The sequence below is a fragment of the Enterococcus sp. AZ040 genome, assembly GCF_050499185.1.
Lineage (GTDB): Bacteria > Bacillota > Bacilli > Lactobacillales > Enterococcaceae > Enterococcus_D > Enterococcus_D entomosocium.
The window spans coordinates 2866949-2886725 of the sequence record NZ_JBMHEW010000001.1; the positions used below are offsets into that span (position 1 = coordinate 2866949).

The window sequence follows — 19777 nt, forward strand, 5'->3', positions numbered from 1 at the left end:
TTCAAAATTTTACTTGCTGGAAGCTTCTTCTTTTAGAAACGAAGGAACCACTTCATTTTGCAGCATTTGCTCGTAGGACTGGCGTTTAACGGCTAATTCCGCTTGGCCATTTTCCACAAAGACGACTGCGGGTATCTGTAAATTATTGTAGCTGCTGGCCATCGAATAGCCGTAAGCTCCTGTTGCGAACGTAGCAAACAGATCCCCAGTTTCAACGGGCGGTAATGCAAGATCTTTTACTAAGATGTCTGTGCTCTCACAAGCTTTACCAGAAATGGTGATCTTCTGTGTCGCTGCTTCGGAAGCGCGGTTGGCTAAGATCCCAGTGTAAGTTGCCTGATAAAGACCAGGACGAATATTGTCTGTCATGCCACCGTCAATGCTGGCGTATGTTCTGATTCCCGGCAATGTCTTGATACTGCCGATGGTGTGCAAACTGATACCTGCTTCTGCGACGATACTGCGACCGGGTTCAATAACGATGGTCGGACGTTCGCTCTGGTGCTGCGCATAAAAGGCGTCGATTTTTTCCATCACAGGATCTAAAAAATAGCTGTAGGGTTGGCGAATATCTGCATCTGTGTATCGAACGCCAAAGCCGCCGCCAACATTTAGTTCTTTGATCCAATAATCAAAGCGTTCATGAATGGTTTGGACAAGGGCCAAAGCCGCATCAACTGCCGCTAGATGTGAGCGATTGTCCGACAATTGACTGCCGACATGAAAATGCAGGCCATAGAAATCCAATTCAGGTGCTTGAATCACTTCTTCCACTAATGGAAATAAGATTTCTTCATCTAAAGGAATCCCGAATTTTGAATCTTTTTGTCCGGTCGAGATAAATTGATGGGTGCTGACCGAAACCTCGGGTGTGATGCGCAACAAGATTTTAGCAACGACTTGCTTTTCTTGACATAACGCGCGAATCAAGCCGACTTCTTGAATGCCATCAACGATGATCCGTCCCACGCCATAATCAAGGGCGGCTGCTAATTCTTCAATGGATTTGTTATTGCCGTTAAACTCGATGTGTTCTGCTGGAAAATCAGCTTGGATCGCTGTATACAGCTCCCCACCGCTAACCACGTCTAATGAAAGTCCTTCTGACTTGATCACTTGCAGCATCGCTGTAGTACAGAAAGCTTTAGCGGCATATGCTGCTCGTGTCTTGCTGTAGCGCGTCAAAAACTGCGCCTGAATCTTTTGGCATTCTTCGCGAATCTCCGAAACGGAATACACGTAAAGGGGGGTTCCAAAGGTTTTTGCCAGTTCAACGGTATCGCAACCGTCAATGTATAAGTGATTGTTCTTGATTTCTTTTGCCATCGCTTTACTCCTTGTCTGTCGGCTCGTTCAACGCCTCGATCAAACGAACGTAGCATTCGATGCCTTGCAATAGATTTTTTTCGTCAAAATTCATTTTGCTGCTGTGTAAAGGGTGGACATAACCTTTTTCTTCATTTCGGGTACCGACAAAGAAAAAGACGCCGGGGATTTCCTTTTGGTACATCGAAAAATCCTCTGCCAACATATATGGCGGTGTTTCTCGGTAGCTCTCCCCGACCACTTTTTCCAATACTTCCACCATCTCAGGATCATTGTCCACGACACGATAAAGATGTTCGAATTCAACATCCGCCGTGCAATCATATCCTTTGGCGATTTCTTGTGCGACAGTGGTGATTCTGCGCGTCATCGTTTCATAGACTTCATCTTCAAACGCCCGCATCGTTCCTTTTAAAACGACCTTGCCGGGAATGATATTTTCCGCATCTCCCCCATGGATCTTCCCAAAAGTGATGACCCCAGCAGAAAGCGGGCTGATATTGCGTGAAATGATCGAATGCAATCCTTGAATGATCGCAGCCGCAGCTAAAATGGCATCATGCCCTTGATGAGGCTGGGCACCATGGGCACTCGTACCGTTGATCGTTAGATTGATCTCGCCGTTACGGGCCATCATAGGACCTTTCCGACTCGCAATGACTCCTTCGGGAAAGTCTGGGAAGACATGCAGCCCCACGATTTTTTCCACGCCAAAATCTCGTAAGATGCCTTCATCGATCATCAGTTGAGCGCCACCGGGGCTTTCCTCGGCTGGTTGGAAAATCAAAACGATCGTTCCACGAATCACTTCAGGATGCGTCGCTAAGTATTTGGCAAACCCTAGCATCGTTGCCATATGGCCATCATGACCGCAGGCGTGCATTTTTCCTTCATGTTTGGAAGCAAAAGAAACACCGGTCTCTTCTTTGATCGGTAGTGCATCGATATCCGTTCGAAAGGCCAGTGTCTTTCCTGGACGCTCACTGCGAAAGACAGCAATCAAGCCGGTTTCAATCACTGGATAGATTTCTTTGATCCCAAAGGATTGCAACTGACGCAGCAAGTATTCCTTTGTTTTGAACTCAGTTAACCCTAATTCAGGGATTGTATGTAATTCACGACGAAAACGAACCACGTCTTCGGTTAATTCTGTGACTGTTTGCGATACTTGCATGTTAAAACACCTTTCTATACATTCCTTTTAAAAATATCCATAAAAACCAGCGAATATTCAGTTTTTCATTGATATTGTTTAATATTATAGTATATAATTCGAATAATCTATAGTATAAATTGTCGAAATGTTTCGATTTTTATTGAAAATTTTACCCCTCGTTTTGGTACACTTATACGTAGAGTAACGAAAAATAAATTGGTTGAAAGGATGTGTCGTAGTTTGACAATATTCAAAGGTTCTGGCGTTGCGTTGATTACCCCTATGCTTCAAGATGGTTCGGTGGATTTCGATAAGCTGAAGGAGTTAGCGGAGTGGCATGTGCAGCAAGGAACGAATGCAATCATTGCATGCGGTACGACCGGTGAAGCATCCACGTTAGACGATGAAGAACATATCGCGGTGATCGAAGCGGTGGTAAAACAAGTTGCTGGTCGAATCCCCGTTATCGGAGGAACAGGCTCCAACAATACCCAACATGGGATCCATCTTTCAAAAGAAGCACAGCGCGTTGGTGCTGACGCATTATTGGTTGTAACACCTTACTACAACAAAGCGACCAAGAAAAGTTTAGTCGCTCACTATGAAGCAATCTGTCAAAGCGTTGAGCTGCCAGTGATCTTATACTCCGTCAGCTCAAGAACCGGCTTAAATTTAACACCTGAAGCCGTGGCAGAACTAAAAAAAATCCCTAATATCAAAGGCATCAAAGAGGCCAGCGGTGATATTTCGCAAATCGCAGAAATCGCTCGTCTTGCGGATGATGACTTTGCGATCTATTCAGGAAATGACGATCAAGTAACCCCAATTTTAGCTTTAGGTGGCTCTGGCGTGATTTCAACGATCGGCAATATCGCTCCGAAACAAACGGCACAACTCGTTGCTGATTTCTTAAATGGTGATGTAAAAGCAGCCATCAAAGAGCAGTTGCGACAAAAACCGTTGATCGATGCGATTTTCAGTGAAGTAAATCCTGTGCCGATCAAAGCAGCGGTCTCCTTACTGGGCAAATGCGAATTGCATTATCGTTTGCCTTTGGGTGTCCCGGAAGATGCGACCCTCGTTCATTTAGAAGAAGAAATGACCAATTACGGATTGCTGTAAGGAGGAGTTTTTGGTGAAACAAATTTTATTAAGCGGTGCAAACGGTCGCATGGGCAAAGTGTTGCAAAGCCTGATCGCAAAGCACCCTCAGTTAGAAGTGGCCGCCGGCTTAGATCGTACCGAGCAATTAGATGGTCCTTTTCCAATCTATGATCGTCCAGAAAAAATCACGCAACCGATCGATTTGGTGATTGATTTTTCTCATTATAGCAATGTGCCTGCCTTGTTGAACTATTGTGTCGAACAGCAGCTGCCAATCGTGGTTGCTACAACTGGTTTGACGGAAGACACGCAGATGATGCTGCCGTTGGCTGCTAAAGTGATTCCGGTTTTCTATTCTGCCAATATGTCGTTGGGGATCAATGTACTGATCAAAGCACTACAAAGTATCACCCCCGCATTAGAAGCTGACTTTGACATTGAGATCATCGAAAAGCATCATAATCAAAAACTTGATGCACCAAGCGGTACAGCTTTGCTGTTGGCAGATAGTATCAATGACAGCTGCGAAACAAAAAAAGAGTATCTCTACGGGCGTGAAGGCAGTGATCTAGTAAATGACCGCAAGCAGATGGGTATCCATGCCGTTCGCGGCGGAACGATCCCTGGGGAACACATTGTCATCTATGCTGGGCAGGATGAAATCATTGAATTAAAACACACTGCGCTCTCCCGCGAAATCTTCGCCAATGGTGCACTAAAAGCAGCGGAATTTTTAGCCGATCAACCAGCCGGTTTTTATTCCATGCAAAATCTAATCGACAAGTAAAGGTGGTCTCTCATGACAGAATTACAATTTTCCGATCCTTATCAATTAGCAAAATATATCAAAGAAGCAAATAAACAAACACCTGTAAAAGTCTATATCAATGGAGATCTTGGCGACGTCCAAGCAGATGGCATCCAATTGTTTGGTAACGGCACCTTCTATTTCGTGGTTGGTGACAGTCAAAAAGTAGCTGAGTTTTTAACCGCGCACCAAGACAAGATCACCGATCACTATCTGGAAAATGATCGCCGCAACTCAGCGATTCCTTTGTTGGACTTGACGAAAGTCGATGCCCGTATCGAACCAGGTGCCTTTATCCGTGACCAAGCCATCATTGAAAAAAATGCCGTTATCATGATGGGGGCAGTGATCAACATTGGTGCTGTGGTTGGTGAAGAAACCATGATCGATATGGGTGCGATTTTAGGTGCCCGGGCAACCGTTGGGAAAAAAGCCCATATTGGCGCTGGTGCTGTCTTGGCTGGCGTTCTTGAGCCACCTTCAGCAAGCCCAGTCATCATTGAAGACAATGTTTTGATCGGCGCAAATGCCGTCGTCCTTGAAGGCGTCCGTGTCGGCGAAGGTGCAGTCGTTGCTGCCGGTTCTGTGGTGACGGAAGATGTCCCTGCTGGAGCAGTCGTTGCTGGCTCACCAGCTAAAGTCATCAAAATGAAAGACGAGAAAACGAAAAGCAAAACCGAATTTTTAGACGATCTACGGGGGTAAACTTCTTATTTTCTCGTAAATACGCAACAAAAAAACGCAGTACCGGTTCAGTGATGAGCCTGCGCTGCGTTTTGTCTAAAAAAGGGCGTGCCGAAAGCTTTTGGCACGCCCTTTTTCTATTGGCAAATGTGCTTGTAAAAGTGTTTATTCTGCTTGAAATTCTTTGATCGCTGCTTGGATCTCTTGATAGATCACTGCAACTTCTTCAAGGTCTTTTGCATTTGCTCCACTGGCAAGCGGATGTCCACCACCATGATGGCGTTTGGCGATCTCATTGATCACTGGACCTTTCGAACGCATCCGCACACGGTAATAGCCTTCTGGTTGTTCGACAAAGATCGCCCAAGCCATCACTTCGTCGATTTTCCCTGGTAAGGAAACGACTGCTGAGGTTTCCGAATCTACTACGCCAAAACGCTGCTGCAATTCTTGCGATAGGATCACTTTGCCAGCACCAATCTCATCAATCTCGATGTTTTCGTAGACATACCCTGAAAGGCGAGCAACACTGCGAGAGACTTGATCCAATTGACGATTGATCTTCGGAGCATCAAAGCCGTAATCCAATAGTTCAGCCGCTAAGCGCAGGGTTGTCGCTGTCGTTGCCGGATATAAAAACCGTCCAGTATCACCAACAATGCCCGCATATAACAGACGAGCCGCTTCTTGCGTCATCGTCAGCTCGTTTTGAAACATTTGCCAAAACGAAACGATCATCTCACTACAGCTGCTGGCTTTCGTATTGACCCAAACCAGTTCTCCGTAAGGTTCATCATTAGGGTGATGATCGATTTTGATCAATTTCGCCCCTTGATCATAGCGTTGGTCACTGATCCGTGGTGCATTGGCCGTATCTGTAACGATCACCAGCGCCCCTTTATACAAATCATCAGGGATCGTCTGCATCAGCGCCAAGTAATCCAATCCTTCAACGGGTCCGCCAACTTGATAGATTTCTTTTTTGGGAAAACTAGCTCGTAAAATTTCTGCCAACCCCACTTGTGATCCTAATGCATCTGGATCAGGGCGCTGGTGCCGATGGATAATGATCCGGTCGAATGCTTTGATTGTTGCAAGTATTTCTTCTTGTACCTTCATGAATGGTCTCAACTTTCTCTCTAAAATTTTTCCATAAGTGCCGTTTTCGATGATTTATGGGCGTTCCATTACTTGGCATACCACGATCGCTTTTGCCACTAAGGAATTTTCGATCGATACTTCGATATCGATTTTCGCCGAACGTCGCCCCAGTTCTAGAATCTTCGGTTGAATGATGATCTCGCTTTCTAATTGGATCAAACGGAAGTAATGCAGATTGACTTGCTCGATCCAGCTATTGCGTCGTTGATTCAACTGCATCGTACGTTTCGCCGTATTAGCGATTACTTCACTCAAGACACCAAAAGAGATCGTTCCGACTTCATTAACCATTTGGGGCGTCACCGCAAAGCTGAAATACGGCTGTGGCAATTTGTTCCCTTCAAAATCTTGTTCGATAACTTGCATCTGTCCCGAGATTTGGTCAGAAATCGTATCTGAAATTTGCGTTTGTCGTTGGACCATCTGCATCGCTTTCATAATGTCTTGGCGTGTGACAATCCCAATCAAAGAAAGGTCATCAGCTACGACGGGCATCACTTCTAAGCCATCCCAAATCATCTGATGGCTGGCAGAGGCCACACTCATCTCTTTTTTTACGACCCGTGGTTCCCGGGTCATGATTCGTTCGATGATCTGCGTATCAGGCTTTTCTAAGACATCTTTGGCTGTGATGATCCCAACGACCCGCATATTCTTGTTGACGACTGGATAGCGGGAGTGATTGGTAGACTCCGAAAGCAGTTTGTAATCCTTGACCGTATCAAAGGTGTGCAGATACTTGGTTTTTTCCAATGGCATATAAATGTCACTCACCAGCATAATGTCCTTTTTGATCAGCTGGTCGCTTAAGGCACGGTTGATCATCGTTGCCACGGTAAAGGTGTCATAGGTCGTTTGTAAAATCGGCAACTCCAATTCGTCTGCTAAACGACAGATTTCCTCTGTTGTTTCAAAGCCTCCCGTGATCAAGACGGCTGCGCCATCCTCCAGTGCCAACTTGTGGACTTCGTTGCGGTTTCCGACGATCACTAAGGAGCCAGGCGTGATGTAGCGTTCCATTGCTGATTCTTTCATAGCGCCGATAACAAATTTGTTCAAGTCTTTGTCCAAACCGGCAGCGCCGCCCAAAACATCACCTTCAATGATTTGGACGACTTCGCCGAAAGTTAGTTTTTCAATGTGTTTTTTTAGTTTTCGTTCGATACGGATGGTTCCGACACGCTGGATCGTTGAAACCAAGCCGATATTTTCCGCATCTTTGATTGCCCGATAGGCTGTTCCTTCACTGACATTCAAGTCTTTTGCGATTCCCCGCACCGAGATGCGATCGCCTACAGGCAGATTCTCGATATGCGCTAAAATCAAGTCGTGTTTTGTCGCCATAATTATCCCCTATTCCTACTACGAATCTTCCTGTTGCTTAAACTTCTAATGTCTCACCGACTGCAAGGATCTGGCCCACACCTGCCGGCAATAAATTCACGAAGGTTTGCGGATCTTGCTTGATCATTGGAAACGTATTGTAATGGATCGGTACTACTTTGCTCGCGTTTAAAAGGGCCGCTGCTGTTGCGGCATCTTGAACGCCCATCGTAAAATTATCCCCGATCGGTAAAAATGCCACATCGATGTCGAAACGTTCACCGATCATCGCCATATCGCTAAAGAGTGCAGTATCTCCAGCGTGGTAGATGGTTTTGCCTTCTGCTTCTAAAATGATTCCAACAGGATTGCCCATATAGATCATCGTTCCGTCTTCTTCAAGGCCAGAGCTGTGTTTCGCTTCCACCATTGAGATTTTGCCAAACGGAAACTCAAAAGAACCTCCCATATTCATGCCATGCGTCTCAGCAACGCCTTTGCGGGCTGCATAGCGGCAAATTTCAACGACACTGATCACTGGCGCTTCATTTCTTTTGGCGATCGGCACCATATCCCCAATATGATCACTATGACCATGCGTGATCAAAAGCCAATCGGTTTCCACTGTCTCTGCATCTAAATCAGTCAGAGCATTTCCAGTAATAAAAGGGTCAAACAACAATTTTTGGCCATCCGCTAATTGGATAGCAAGCACTGAGTGTCCGTGATACGTGAGTTTCATACAACATTCCCCTTTCCATCTAAGTAATACAGTCTAATATTTTTCATTATAACAGATAACGCCAGAAATCCAAAAGCACAAATTCTGGCAGCTTTATTACATCCGTCCTTTTTCTGGTTCTTGTCAAGAAAAATAAAAAAACTGTTCTACCCTTTCTGAATAAGGAATAGAACAGTTCGACCTGATGACTTCAAGCGATCATAGCGTTTTCTTACGTCCGCCTTGTTTATAGATGCGCCAGACTGTTAAGAATAACGCCGTGATACAAAGAAGGAACGCCCCAAAGAAGGTGATTTTCATGCCATAGGCAAAAATATCTGCCCGACCTGCGATATAGGTCGTCACATGCTTTCCATACGCTTGACTCATTGCTGCATAGAGAATCGTCGTTGCTAAGGATATCCCTAACACCATGCCCAAGTTACGGGCAAAGGAATTTAGACTACCTGCCACCCCAAGATTTTCTTTGGTGACACTGCTCATTACCATCGTATTGTTTGGGGATTGGAACAACGAATTGCCAAGTCCCATGATGGCAGTGGCAACGATATAATACCAAATCGGCGTATCCTGATTCATAAACATATACATCAGCTGAGTGATCGACAGCAACGCTAAGCCAGCTAAGACCAAAATCTCCGGTCCTACACGGTCCGTCAAATACCCGCTAAGTGGTGAACCAATGACCATCATCAAAGGAAAGACCATCATCAGCATCCCTGCCACGCTCGGCGTTAAGCCTCGGGCACTTTGCAAGTAAAAGGGAATCACGACATTGACAAAAAAGTTTGCAGAAAAGATCAGCAACGCCGTGATCAGGCTCATGGTGAAAATTTTATTACGAAAGATCCCAAAGGTAATCAGCGGTTTGCTCACACGCGCTTCTACTCGCAAAAAGACGATGAATGCCACTAAAGCGATCCCACCCAACAGCAGCGGCAGCCACGTTAGAAAGCCACGCTCTTGTCCAAGAAAAATGCCGCCGAAGAAGCTGATAATTGCAATTGAAAACAGCACAAACCCGGTTTTATCGATGGAATCATGACTCATGGTAATATCTTTTGGTAACACCTTTTCTCCAGCAATCATCGTCAGAATACCGACAGGAACATTGATCCAAAAAATAAACGGCCAAGAAAAATGCGCCAAAATCACTCCGCCTAATCCAGGACCGGCGATGGAGCCTAACGAAACAAAGGCACCAATCATCCCTAAGGCGCGTCCTCGTTCACTCATAGGAAAAACTTCAGTAATGATTCCGGTATTCGTCGCCATCGTCATGCTAGCACCGATCGCTTGCACCACTCGGGCAAATAAAAGAAATGCTAAGGAGTGATTAAACCCGCATAACAGCGAACCGATAATAAAAATTAGCATTCCCAAGCGGAAAACTTTGATTTTGCCCCAACTGTCCCCTACCTTACCGAATAATAAAAGGCAGGCACAAACGATCATCAAGTAAACGGACACGACCCATTCCGCTTGATTCATAGGTACACCCATATCTGCCGAGATCGTCGGCAATGCGATATTTACGATACTCCCATCCAGTGTTGACATAAAGGTAAACATCGAAACAGCAATGAGAATCCACCACTTTCTCTGTTGTACTACGGGGTTTTCTTGATAACTATTCACAAATCGACCATCCTCTCTTTGCTTATTTTGTTCCTCTAGTCTTAGGGGGACAACTTTGTATTATTGATCGAAATCCATTCGCCGTCAATCCTTATCTGCCCATTCACGATCAAAATAAGGGGCATTTATTGAAAAAACGTCGCCTGTTTCTTGCACAAAAAAAGACAAAAGCTTCGGTGAAAAGAAATCGGCCGTCAAACGGCTATTCTTTCACCTGCTTTTGTCAGTAGGTCAAAACGAATTATTTACGGTTGCGATTTCTTTGGCTTGATTCCATGATGACCGGCAAGATGACTGGACGGCGTTTGGTTTGTTCAAACAAGAAACGACTCAAACGATCACGGATATCTTGTTTCAATTTGCTCCATTCAAACTCTTCATCATGAAGGTGTTTTTCTACGATTTCTTCCACGATCTCGCCACTTTCACGAATCAGGTCACGGCTGGCTTTCACGTAGACAAACCCGCGAGAAGTGATTTGAGGCGCAGAAATAATTTTCTTTTCACGACGATTGATCGTCACTACCGCAACGAAGATTCCGTCTTCAGATAAGACTTTGCGGTCTCGCAGGACGATATTCCCAATATCACCGACACCGATCCCATCGATCATGACGTTTTCAGCTGGGACCGCACCTGCGGCGATCATTTCGCCTTTTTTGTATTCTAAAACATCCCCGCGTGCAGTAATGAAGATATTTTTCATCGGAATCCCGACTTCTTGCGCCAAGTCCACATGGGCGGCTAATTGGCGGTACTCGCCTTGAATAGGGATAAAGTACTTCGGTTTCATCATATTCAACATCAGCTGCAGATCATTCGGGTTGGCATGACCAGAAACACGGAAATTATCCGAGATCTGTTTCACGGTACCGCCAGCGCGATAGATGATATCTTCCGTTTTCGCAACCACCGTTTCCATTGCCGTTGTCGGCGTCGTTGTGATGTAAACAAGATCTCCTTCTTTGATGCGCAGCGTCCGGTGAGAGCCGTTGGCCATTTTTTGCAACGCTTTGATTGGTTCCCCCATACGACCTGTTTCTAAAATCAACAACTGTTCGTCTGAGTATTTTTTCATTTCTTTTTGGGTGATCAGCAAGTCTTCGGCAGGTAATTTTAATTTCCCTAACTTCATGGCCGTTTTGATGATCCGACCAAAATCTTGACCAGTCAAAACGACTTTGCGGTCAGAACGAAACGCCGCATCTAATACTTGTTGCACCCGTTGCAAATTGCTAGCAACGCTAGCGACGATGATCCGACCTTCCCAGTAACGGATATTGTCATAAACTTCATCTTGGATCGTCAATTCAGAAGCAATCGGCGTTGGATTTTCGGCATTTGAGGACGTACTTAGCAATGCTAAGACTCCTTCTTTTCCAATTTCCGCTAAGCGGCCAAAATCAGTTTGATACATAGGGATCGCTGTTTGGTCAAACTTGAAATCTCCTGTATAAACGATATTGCCAGCTTCTGTTTTTACGCTGATTCCAACAGAATCAGGGATAGAGTGGGTCGTACGGAAAAAGCTGATGGTCGCATGGCCAAAGTCGATCTCCGAATGTTCATCGATCACATGAAAATCTTTGAAGCGCTTGGTAGCTTCATTTTTATTCACGGTCAATTTTGCTAGTTCGATCGTTAACTCGGTCCCAAAGACCGGTACTTGGATATTCTCCAAGAAATAAGGCAATGCACCAATCGCATCTGCATGCCCGTGGGTCAAGAAGACACCCGCCACACGGTCGGCATTTTCTTCTAAATATGTGAAGTCTGGAATCACTGTATCGATCCCTAATAATTCATTTTCTGGATAACGGACACCGCAATCCAGCACAAATATATCCTCGCCAACTTCAGCAATGTACATGTTCTTTCCGTTTTCGCGTACACCGCCAAGAGGAATGATTTTTATCGTTTCCACTTTTATTCACCTCTTAATTTTTTTCTACTGTATTATTTCCCAAGCATAAGCCGTCCCTATTATTATACAACAAAAAAAAGAAAAGCGTGGCATTCACCACACTTTTCTGAAAAACTTATGGTTTACACATGAACTAATCCTTGCTGATGCAGGCTTTCAGCGATTTGAACAGAGTTCCATGCCGCACCTTTCAGCAAATTATCAGAAACGACCCATAAATGCAAGCCGTTTTCGACATCCAAATCTTTGCGAATCCGACCAACAAAGGTTTCCGTTTTGTCCACACTGGTCAAAGCTTGCGGGTACACTTGTTGACTCGGATCATCTTGCAAGACAGCTCCTGGGGATTCGCTGATCCACTGCCTAACTTCCTCAACACTGGCATGGTCTTTGGTCTCGATATAAATCGACTCCGAATGACCGCTAAACACAGGGATTCTCACACACGTAGCTGCTACTTTGATCTGCGCATCTTCCATGATCTTCTTCGTTTCATTGATCATTTTCCACTCTTCGTAAGTATAGTCGTCTTCAGCAAAGACATCGATTTGTGGCAAGGCGTTAAACGCGATTGGGTAGTGCTTTTTATCGCTGCCTGCTGGTAAAATCTCAGGATTTAGTTCATCAGCGGCTTTGCCGGCTAATAGTTCTTGAGATTCACGAGTCAATTCAGCCAAGGCTTGTGCGCCAGCACCTGAAACTGCTTGATACGTTGAAACCAAGACCCTCGATAAACCGACTTTTTGACGAATCGGTTCTAATGCCACCATCATTTGAATCGTTGAACAATTCGGATTGGCAATGATTCCTTTATGTTGCGCTAATGCATGAGGATTCACCTCAGGAACGACTAGAGGAACATTCGGATCCATCCGAAAATGACTGGTATTGTCGATTACGACTGCACCGTGTTTGACTGCTTCTGGAGCAAATTGTTTTGAAATGCCACCACCGGCACTGAACAATGCAATATCGACTCCCGCAAAGGAATCTGCGGTCAGCTCTTGAATAACGAGTGGTTCATTTTTGAACACAAGGGTCTTCCCAGCAGAACGTTTGGATGCCAACAACGTTATTTTTTTGATCGGTAACGTGGTCTTCTCCAACATCTCAATCATTTTTGTTCCTACTGCGCCGGTAGCTCCGACAACTGCTATGTGATACCCTGTACTCATCAAATCACTCCTCGAATAAAAATACATTTTTACTAGTTTATCATATCTTGTAAAAAAGAAAAGGCCTTTCGTGGAAAGAAGCGCAAAAAGAAGGCAGAACTATCTAAATTTTCAATCGTTTTCCCCGTTTCAGGAAAAAACTACCTATATTTAAGGGTTATCATTTGTCACATTTAGGTGTTATAGGATATAATACCGACAGAAGGAATTTTGGGGAAGATTCTTTCCAACGTGCATGGGGAAATTAAAAATACCCAAAACATTGAATGAGGCAAGAATTGCATATGCAATTCTTGCCTCATTTTTATGCTTCATTCGATTCTTCGTTATTTACTTTCACGATAGCAAAGCCTTTGTTATCGATGATCATCGTCTCATCTTCCAGTTGGACAAACTGTTCCATCAAAATTGAATCAGGACGAGAGAGTGTAAGTTGGTCCTCGCCAGTGTTGAAAATACCGATGATCCGCTGTGCCCCCAACTCTCGTTCGAAAATGATCAGGCCATCTTCTTCCGAAACCCAGTTCCAACTCAAGGAACCTTCAGATAAGACTTTTTGGTTGTCTTTGCGTAGTTTGATCAATGACTGGGTGAAATGCAGCAAATCACGATCTTGCTTTTCCTCATCCCAAATCATACATTTACGACAATCCGGATCCATATCACCGGTCAAACCAATCTCATCGCCGTAATACAGGCAAGGAACGCCTTGTTGCAGATACGTAAAGGCCATCACTTGGCGCATCAAGTCTTTGTCTCCCCGAGCCAAAGTTAACAAACGCGGGGTATCATGAGAATCCAAAATATTGAACTGCACTTGGTTGGTTTGCTCCCGATACAACATCAGCTGGTTATTTAATTCCGAGACCATTTTCGTCATGGAGATCTCGTCTTTGACAAAATATTCAATAATTGCATCTGTAAAGGCGTAGTTCATCACTGCATGAAACTCGTCGCCTTGTAACCAGCGTTGAGAAGAATGCCAAATTTCCCCAAGGATATAAAAATCATCTTTGGCCTCATCACACACTTGGCGGAATTTTTTCCAGAAGAAGTGACTAACTTCATTAGCCACGTCCAAGCGCCAAGCATCGATATCAAATTCTTCGATCCAATAACGAGCGATCTTCAACAAATAATCTTGCACATCGGGATTTTCCGTATTGAGTTTCGGCATATGCGGCGTAAAGGCAAAAACATCATAGGTGATGTCATAAGCATCTTCAAAGTTTTCCCCTTCTTTGTAGTTGACAGGAAACTCATTGATGTGGAACCAATCAGCAAACGGCGAATCTTTGCCGTTTTTGATGACATCTAGCCATTGATGCGAAGTATCCCCCATATGGTTGAAAACAGCATCCAGCATAACTTTGATGCCGCGTTTGTGGCATTCCTCCACTAATCGTTTAAAGGTATCGTTATCACCAAAAGCAGGATCGATGGCCAAATAATCGATGGTATCATACTTGTGATTCGAATATGCCTCAAAAATCGGACAGAAATAGATCCCATTGATTCCTAGATCGACAAGGTAATCCAAATGATCGATGACTCCTTGTAGATCCCCACCGAAAAAGTCTTGGCGATCGGGATTTTTTGAGCCCCATGGCAACACACCTTCAGGATCATTTGATGGGTCCCCATTTGCAAAGCGCTCAGGGAAAATTTGATACCAAACCGTTTCTTTCGCCCACTCGGGAATTTTGAAACGATCGGCTTCTTGGAAGTAAGGCATCCGAAAATAATTGTTGTTCATTTCTAAATATTGCTGTTCAAAGGGGTAGACCCCGTGATCCCCATAGAAGACATGCAACCCATCGTAACTTTCGATGGAAAAGCCGTAAGACAAACGGCGGAATTCTGCTCCGACCGATACTTGCCAATAATCATGCAAGTCCGTGGAAAGAATTTTTTGCATTTCAATTCTTTGTTGGTACCAAGCTTCTTTATACAGTGTGTAAGGATCACCGCAAAGTAGCTGGACATGGCGGACGTCTTGACGGGCGGTACGCAAACGGATATGCATTTTATCCTTCTCGTACAAATACGCAAATTCACTTTCGGGACGATGATAGATGGCAGTAGTATTCATAGCAGACTCCTTTGACTTGTTTGATATACCCATTGTCGCACAAATCAGAAGTCAAAACAAGAGAAAAACGCAATCGGTTGCTTTATCTAATAAATCGATAATATAGGTCAATATGAAATTAATTCAGCAATTAAAAAGCAAACGATTGCTTCACCCTTTTTTAATCAAACGGTGTCTTCTTCTCACATTGATTGCCAGTCCGTAAAATGTCATATTTCCGCAAGATCCCCACTGCCTCCGTCAACGATTGACTCAACTGCTGGATATCTTCCGCAGCCATTTGAGCGGTTTTGGCATTCAAGCGGTCTTCCACTTGTTTTTTCTTTTGGATAAACAACTGCTTCCCAGCTTCTTCCAAATAAACATTGACGTTGCGACGATTGACGCCGTTGGTTTTGCGTACCACAAAGCCAGCCTTTTCCAACCCCGAGATCGAACGACTGATTTGGACTTTTGATGTACCGATTTGCTGGGCCAACTCGGACATCGTAATTCCTTCATTACTAGAGATCACCACGAGTTCCAAGATTTCCATTTTGGTCAATTTTAAATCTTCCAGACCGATTTCTTCAAACAATATGTTTCCCATCAGCGAAAATATCTCCGCAAACACTGCCATATTGAATGTTCCTAACGCTTTTTCCATACTCTCCCTCTTTTCTGTCTTTAGTTTAGTATAAATTATTTGTTTAAACAATGATAATCGTTGATTTTTGTTAACCATTATGATAGCGTGGTTACATAATGAAAATAATCGTGAAAACGGCAAGAAAAGAGTGACCCCATGTTAGAATTAAAAGATATCAAGAAGTATTATACAGTTGGCTCCAGTACTACGAAAGCCCTCGACGGCGTCACCGTCGCCTTTCGTAAACAAGAGTTTGTTGCCATTTTAGGGCCAAGCGGCTCTGGGAAAACAACCATGTTGAACGTGATCGGCGGCTTAGATAATTACGACTCTGGTGATATGATCATCAATGGAAAATCAACCAAATCCTTTAAAGACCGCGACTGGGATGCCTATCGGAACAATTCGATTGGCTTTGTCTTCCAAAGCTACAATTTGATCAGTCATTTAGGCATCATCGACAACGTCGAGCTTGGGATGACCTTGAGCGGTGTGTCAAAAGAAGAAAAACGAGCCAAAGCAACCGATGCTTTGACGCGTGTGGGCTTGGCTGAACATATGCACAAAAAACCAAATCAGCTTTCTGGTGGTCAAATGCAGCGGGTAGCGATCGCCCGTGCCTTAGCAAATGATCCTGATATCCTCCTTTGTGATGAACCTACAGGTGCCTTAGATTCAGAGACAAGTGTCCAAATCATGGAACTGATCCAAGAACTATCAAAAGAAAAATTGGTCATCATGGTTACTCATAATCCTGAATTGGCCCACAAATACGCTGGACGGATCATTGAATTCAAAGACGGACGAATTATTAAAGATTCGAACCCCCATGTTGAAGGACAAAAGAAAGACCAATTCGAATTAAAGCACACAAAAATGAGTTTTATGACGGCCTTACGTTTGTCGTTTAACAATATCCGAACCAAAAAAGGGCGCACCTTCTTGACAGCCTTTGCTTCTAGTATCGGAATCATCGGAATCGCCATTGTTTTGTCACTATCAACGGGATTCCAAAAACAAATCGACAATACCCAGTCAGAAACATTAGCTCGTTTTCCGATTACGATCTCACAAGTGGCCACTGAACAAGATCCATCAGCGATGGGTACGCGGGATAAATCTGAAGATTTCCCTTCAGATAAAGAGGTCACTGCCAAATTAAGTGATACGGATCGTGCAACTCATATTAACAAAATCGATCAAGAGTTTCTCGATTACATCAACGACATTGATCCTGAGTTAAGTAACAATATCGGCTACACTCGTTCAACTTCATTGAATCTTTTCCGCAAGATCGATGACAATGTGGAACAAGTCAGCTTCTCCAACGCGTCGCCTGACAATGAACAGACCAATGCCATGATGTCTGCCATGAGTGCCTCAACCGGTATTGGGGTTTCGACTTTCCCTGAGCAGTTATCAGAAGATAACGGCAATTTCTTGAAAGACAACTATGACCTTTTAGAAGGCAGCTACCCAAGTGCCAGCACAGATGTCGTTTTGATCGTCGATGAAAATAACGTAACGAATGTCAATGCATTGATCAATCTCGGTTTTGATATTGAAGATGGTGACACGGTTTCCTTCGACGATATCGTGGGAACAAAAATCACATTGGCGTCTAATGATGCCTTTTACACCGAATTGCCGACTGGAAACTTCATTCCAAACCAAGATTTAAATGAAGTTTTCGATAACAGCAACAACAAAGAATTAACGATCAGCGGAATCTTACGTATCAAGCAAAACTCTACGATGAACTTGCTGTCAACCGGCATTGCCTACAGTGATGCCCTCGCGCAAGAAGTGATCAAAGAAAACCAAGACTCAGCGATCGTCCAAGCACAAAAAGATAGCGACACCAACGTGATGACGAATGAACCCGTTGACGAAAGTGCCAAAGATTCATTGATCGCTTATCTCGGCGGCAGTGATTTACCAAACAGCATTATGATCTATCCAAATGATTTCAGTGCCAAAGAAAAAATCCTTGATTACTTGGATGACTTCAACAAAGGCAAAGACAAAGAAGACCAAATCGTTTATTCCGATTTAGCCGGTACGATGACTCAATTGACTGGTGGCTTGATGGATGCGATCACCTATGTCTTGATCGCTTTTGCAGGAATCTCTTTGGTAACCAGCATGATCATGATCGGTATCATCACTTATACCTCTGTACTAGAACGCACGAAAGAAATTGGGGTCTTAAAAGCATTAGGTGCTCGTAAAAAAGACATCACCCGCGTCTTCGATGCCGAAACCTGTATTTTAGGGATCGCTTCAGGGGCTTTAGGTGTCCTAATTGCTTGGTTAGCTACATTCCCGATCAACGCGATCTTATATAGTATGACTGATCTCGAAAATGTTGCTCAATTAAATCCGGTCCACGGCCTGATCTTGATTGCCGTCAGCACCGTTCTAACCATGATTGGCGGCCACATTCCAGCTCGAATGGCAGCGAAAAAAGATGCAGCGATCGCTTTACGCGCCGACTAATTTTATAAGAAAACCTAACAGGCAGCAGCCATCCCCTTGGCTGCTGTTTTTTTGTCCTTCCTTCTGACTTCCAAAAGGTTTCTCTTGAAAAATCCATAAATGAGGAATACAATAGATTTGTTTTTAGGTATACCTAAAAAGATAGGGTGTGAAACGATGAATGAAGAAAAAAAATTGATCCAAGCGGCCAACGGTCCTAGCTTGGAAGAAATAAATAATACAGTTGCCATCCCAAAAAACGGCAGCTTTTGGCGCAATCTCTTAGCGTTCTCTGGTCCTGGGGCATTGGTAGCCGTGGGCTATATGGACCCAGGAAACTGGATCACCTCGATCGGAGGCGGTGCTGAATATGGCTATCTCTTACTTTCTGTGATCTTGATTTCCAGTTTGATCGCTATGCTACTGCAATACATGGCAGCCAAGCTAGGGATCGTGACCCAGATGGACCTTGCGCAAGCAACTCGTAAACACACCAGCAAAGGTTTAGGCTTTGTCTTGTGGATCGTCACCGAATTGGCTATCATGGCAACGGATATCGCGGAAGTGATCGGAGGAGCGATCGCTCTCAATCTACTATTCGGCTTACCGTTATTAGTTGGGGTCATCTTAACGATTTTCGATGTATTGCTTCTGCTCTTTTTAATGAAACTAGGTTTCCGTAAAATCGAAGCGATCGTCATGACACTGATTTTGGTCATTATGCTGGTCTTTTGTTACGAAGTCATTATTGCTCAACCGGATCTACCGGCTGTCTTGCAAGGCTTTATTCCGCAAAAACAAGTCTTGAACCATGGGCAGCTGACAATGGCATTGGGGATCGTTGGTGCGACTGTGATGCCCCATAATCTCTATCTGCATTCTTCGATCTCCCAGTCACGAAAAATCGATCGCAGCGATACTCAAGAAGTGGCAACGGCCGTGCGGTTCGCTACTTGGGATTCCAATATCCAATTATCCGCTGCGTTTTTGGTCAATTGCCTGCTTTTGATCTTAGGAAGCGCCTTGTTCTTTGGTCATAGCGAAGAAGTCGGCACCTTCTCCGCGCTGTTCAATGCATTGCAAGATTCCTCCATTGCTGGTGCTGTCGCCAGTCCAGTCTTGAGCGTTCTGTTTGCCGTAGCGCTCTTGGCATCCGGTCAAAATTCAACGATCACTGGGACACTGACAGGCCAAGTCGTGATGGAAGGATTTATCCATATGAAGATCCCTACTTGGGCGCGACGTCTGATCACCCGTGGCTTATCGGTGATCCCCGTCTTGCTTTGTACAATTTACTTTGGCGGCAACGAACAAGCTCTGGACGATCTGCTGATCTATTCGCAAGTCTTTTTAAGCATCGCCTTACCCGTTTCGATGATTCCGCTGGTTCTTTTTACCAGCTCAAAAAAAATCATGGGGGAACGCTTCAAGAATCCGCTATGGGTCTCTACCTTAGGCTGGATTTGTGCCATTGCACTGACGGTCTTAAATGTCCGCTTGATCATCGAAACACTCGGCAACTTCTAATAGCGAAAAAA

Annotated in this window: 15 protein-coding genes; 5 read left to right on the top strand and 10 right to left on the bottom strand. The window is 44.4% G+C overall.

What is annotated here, in order from left to right:
* Positions 1-9: 9 nt before the first annotated feature.
* Both lysA and IGK63_RS13155 read right to left on the bottom strand, forming a co-directional pair.
* On the bottom strand, positions 10-1326 hold the full coding sequence (gene lysA, locus IGK63_RS13150) for a diaminopimelate decarboxylase (protein ID WP_005233959.1): 1317 nt from the start codon (positions 1324-1326) through the stop codon (positions 10-12).
* Between the two features lie 4 nt (positions 1327-1330).
* Entirely contained in the window at positions 1331-2500 is a 1170-nt protein-coding gene (locus tag IGK63_RS13155) for a M20 metallopeptidase family protein (RefSeq protein ID WP_008380505.1), read from the bottom strand.
* A gap of 222 nt (positions 2501-2722) precedes the next feature.
* Here IGK63_RS13155 and dapA point away from each other — a divergent pair, with 222 nt between their 5' ends.
* From dapA to dapD, 3 genes are read left to right on the top strand one after another with little or no spacing between them, the layout of a single operon-like run.
* Complete coding sequence (dapA, locus tag IGK63_RS13160; RefSeq protein WP_008380503.1) at positions 2723-3604, top strand: 4-hydroxy-tetrahydrodipicolinate synthase; 882 nt, start codon at positions 2723-2725, stop codon at positions 3602-3604.
* A 13-nt stretch (positions 3605-3617) separates the two neighbouring features.
* On the top strand, positions 3618-4373 hold the full coding sequence (gene dapB / locus IGK63_RS13165) for a 4-hydroxy-tetrahydrodipicolinate reductase (RefSeq protein ID WP_005233953.1): 756 nt from the start codon (positions 3618-3620) through the stop codon (positions 4371-4373).
* A 12-nt stretch (positions 4374-4385) separates the two neighbouring features.
* On the top strand, positions 4386-5099 hold the full coding sequence (dapD, locus tag IGK63_RS13170; protein WP_005233952.1) for a 2,3,4,5-tetrahydropyridine-2,6-dicarboxylate N-acetyltransferase: 714 nt from the start codon (positions 4386-4388) through the stop codon (positions 5097-5099).
* Positions 5100-5243: 144 nt separating this feature from the next.
* On the opposite strand, the gene IGK63_RS13175 is transcribed toward dapD, so the two are convergent.
* The 8 genes from IGK63_RS13175 to IGK63_RS13210 all read right to left on the bottom strand — a co-directional run bounded on the left by IGK63_RS13175 (position 5244) and on the right by IGK63_RS13210 (position 15779).
* On the bottom strand, positions 5244-6197 hold the full coding sequence (locus IGK63_RS13175; protein ID WP_008380500.1) for a DHH family phosphoesterase: 954 nt from the start codon (positions 6195-6197) through the stop codon (positions 5244-5246).
* Between the two features lie 54 nt (positions 6198-6251).
* Entirely contained in the window at positions 6252-7583 is a 1332-nt protein-coding gene (locus tag IGK63_RS13180; RefSeq protein ID WP_005233948.1) for a DRTGG domain-containing protein, read from the bottom strand.
* A gap of 37 nt (positions 7584-7620) precedes the next feature.
* Positions 7621-8304: a metal-dependent hydrolase gene (locus IGK63_RS13185; protein WP_005233945.1), complete on the bottom strand. Its 684-nt coding sequence runs from the start codon at positions 8302-8304 to the stop codon at positions 7621-7623.
* 198 nt (positions 8305-8502) lie between these two features.
* On the bottom strand, positions 8503-9942 hold the full coding sequence (locus IGK63_RS13190) for an MFS transporter (RefSeq protein ID WP_016612801.1): 1440 nt from the start codon (positions 9940-9942) through the stop codon (positions 8503-8505).
* 241 nt (positions 9943-10183) lie between these two features.
* Entirely contained in the window at positions 10184-11866 is a 1683-nt protein-coding gene (locus IGK63_RS13195) for a ribonuclease J (RefSeq protein ID WP_005228243.1), read from the bottom strand.
* Between the two features lie 122 nt (positions 11867-11988).
* Positions 11989-13041: an aspartate-semialdehyde dehydrogenase gene (locus IGK63_RS13200; protein ID WP_016612859.1), complete on the bottom strand. Its 1053-nt coding sequence runs from the start codon at positions 13039-13041 to the stop codon at positions 11989-11991.
* 304 nt (positions 13042-13345) lie between these two features.
* Positions 13346-15133, bottom strand: a complete 1788-nt coding sequence (locus tag IGK63_RS13205; RefSeq protein WP_034872136.1) for a glycoside hydrolase family 13 protein — start codon at positions 15131-15133, stop codon at positions 13346-13348.
* A 160-nt stretch (positions 15134-15293) separates the two neighbouring features.
* Entirely contained in the window at positions 15294-15779 is a 486-nt protein-coding gene (locus IGK63_RS13210) for a MarR family winged helix-turn-helix transcriptional regulator (RefSeq protein WP_034872137.1), read from the bottom strand.
* 138 nt (positions 15780-15917) lie between these two features.
* Between IGK63_RS13210 and IGK63_RS13215 the strand changes: the two genes are divergently transcribed.
* Complete coding sequence (locus tag IGK63_RS13215) at positions 15918-18260, top strand: ABC transporter ATP-binding protein/permease (protein WP_016612861.1); 2343 nt, start codon at positions 15918-15920, stop codon at positions 18258-18260.
* Between the two features lie 156 nt (positions 18261-18416).
* Positions 18417-19766: an Nramp family divalent metal transporter gene (locus IGK63_RS13220; RefSeq protein ID WP_008380385.1), complete on the top strand. Its 1350-nt coding sequence runs from the start codon at positions 18417-18419 to the stop codon at positions 19764-19766.
* The last annotated feature ends 11 nt before the right edge of the window (positions 19767-19777 follow it).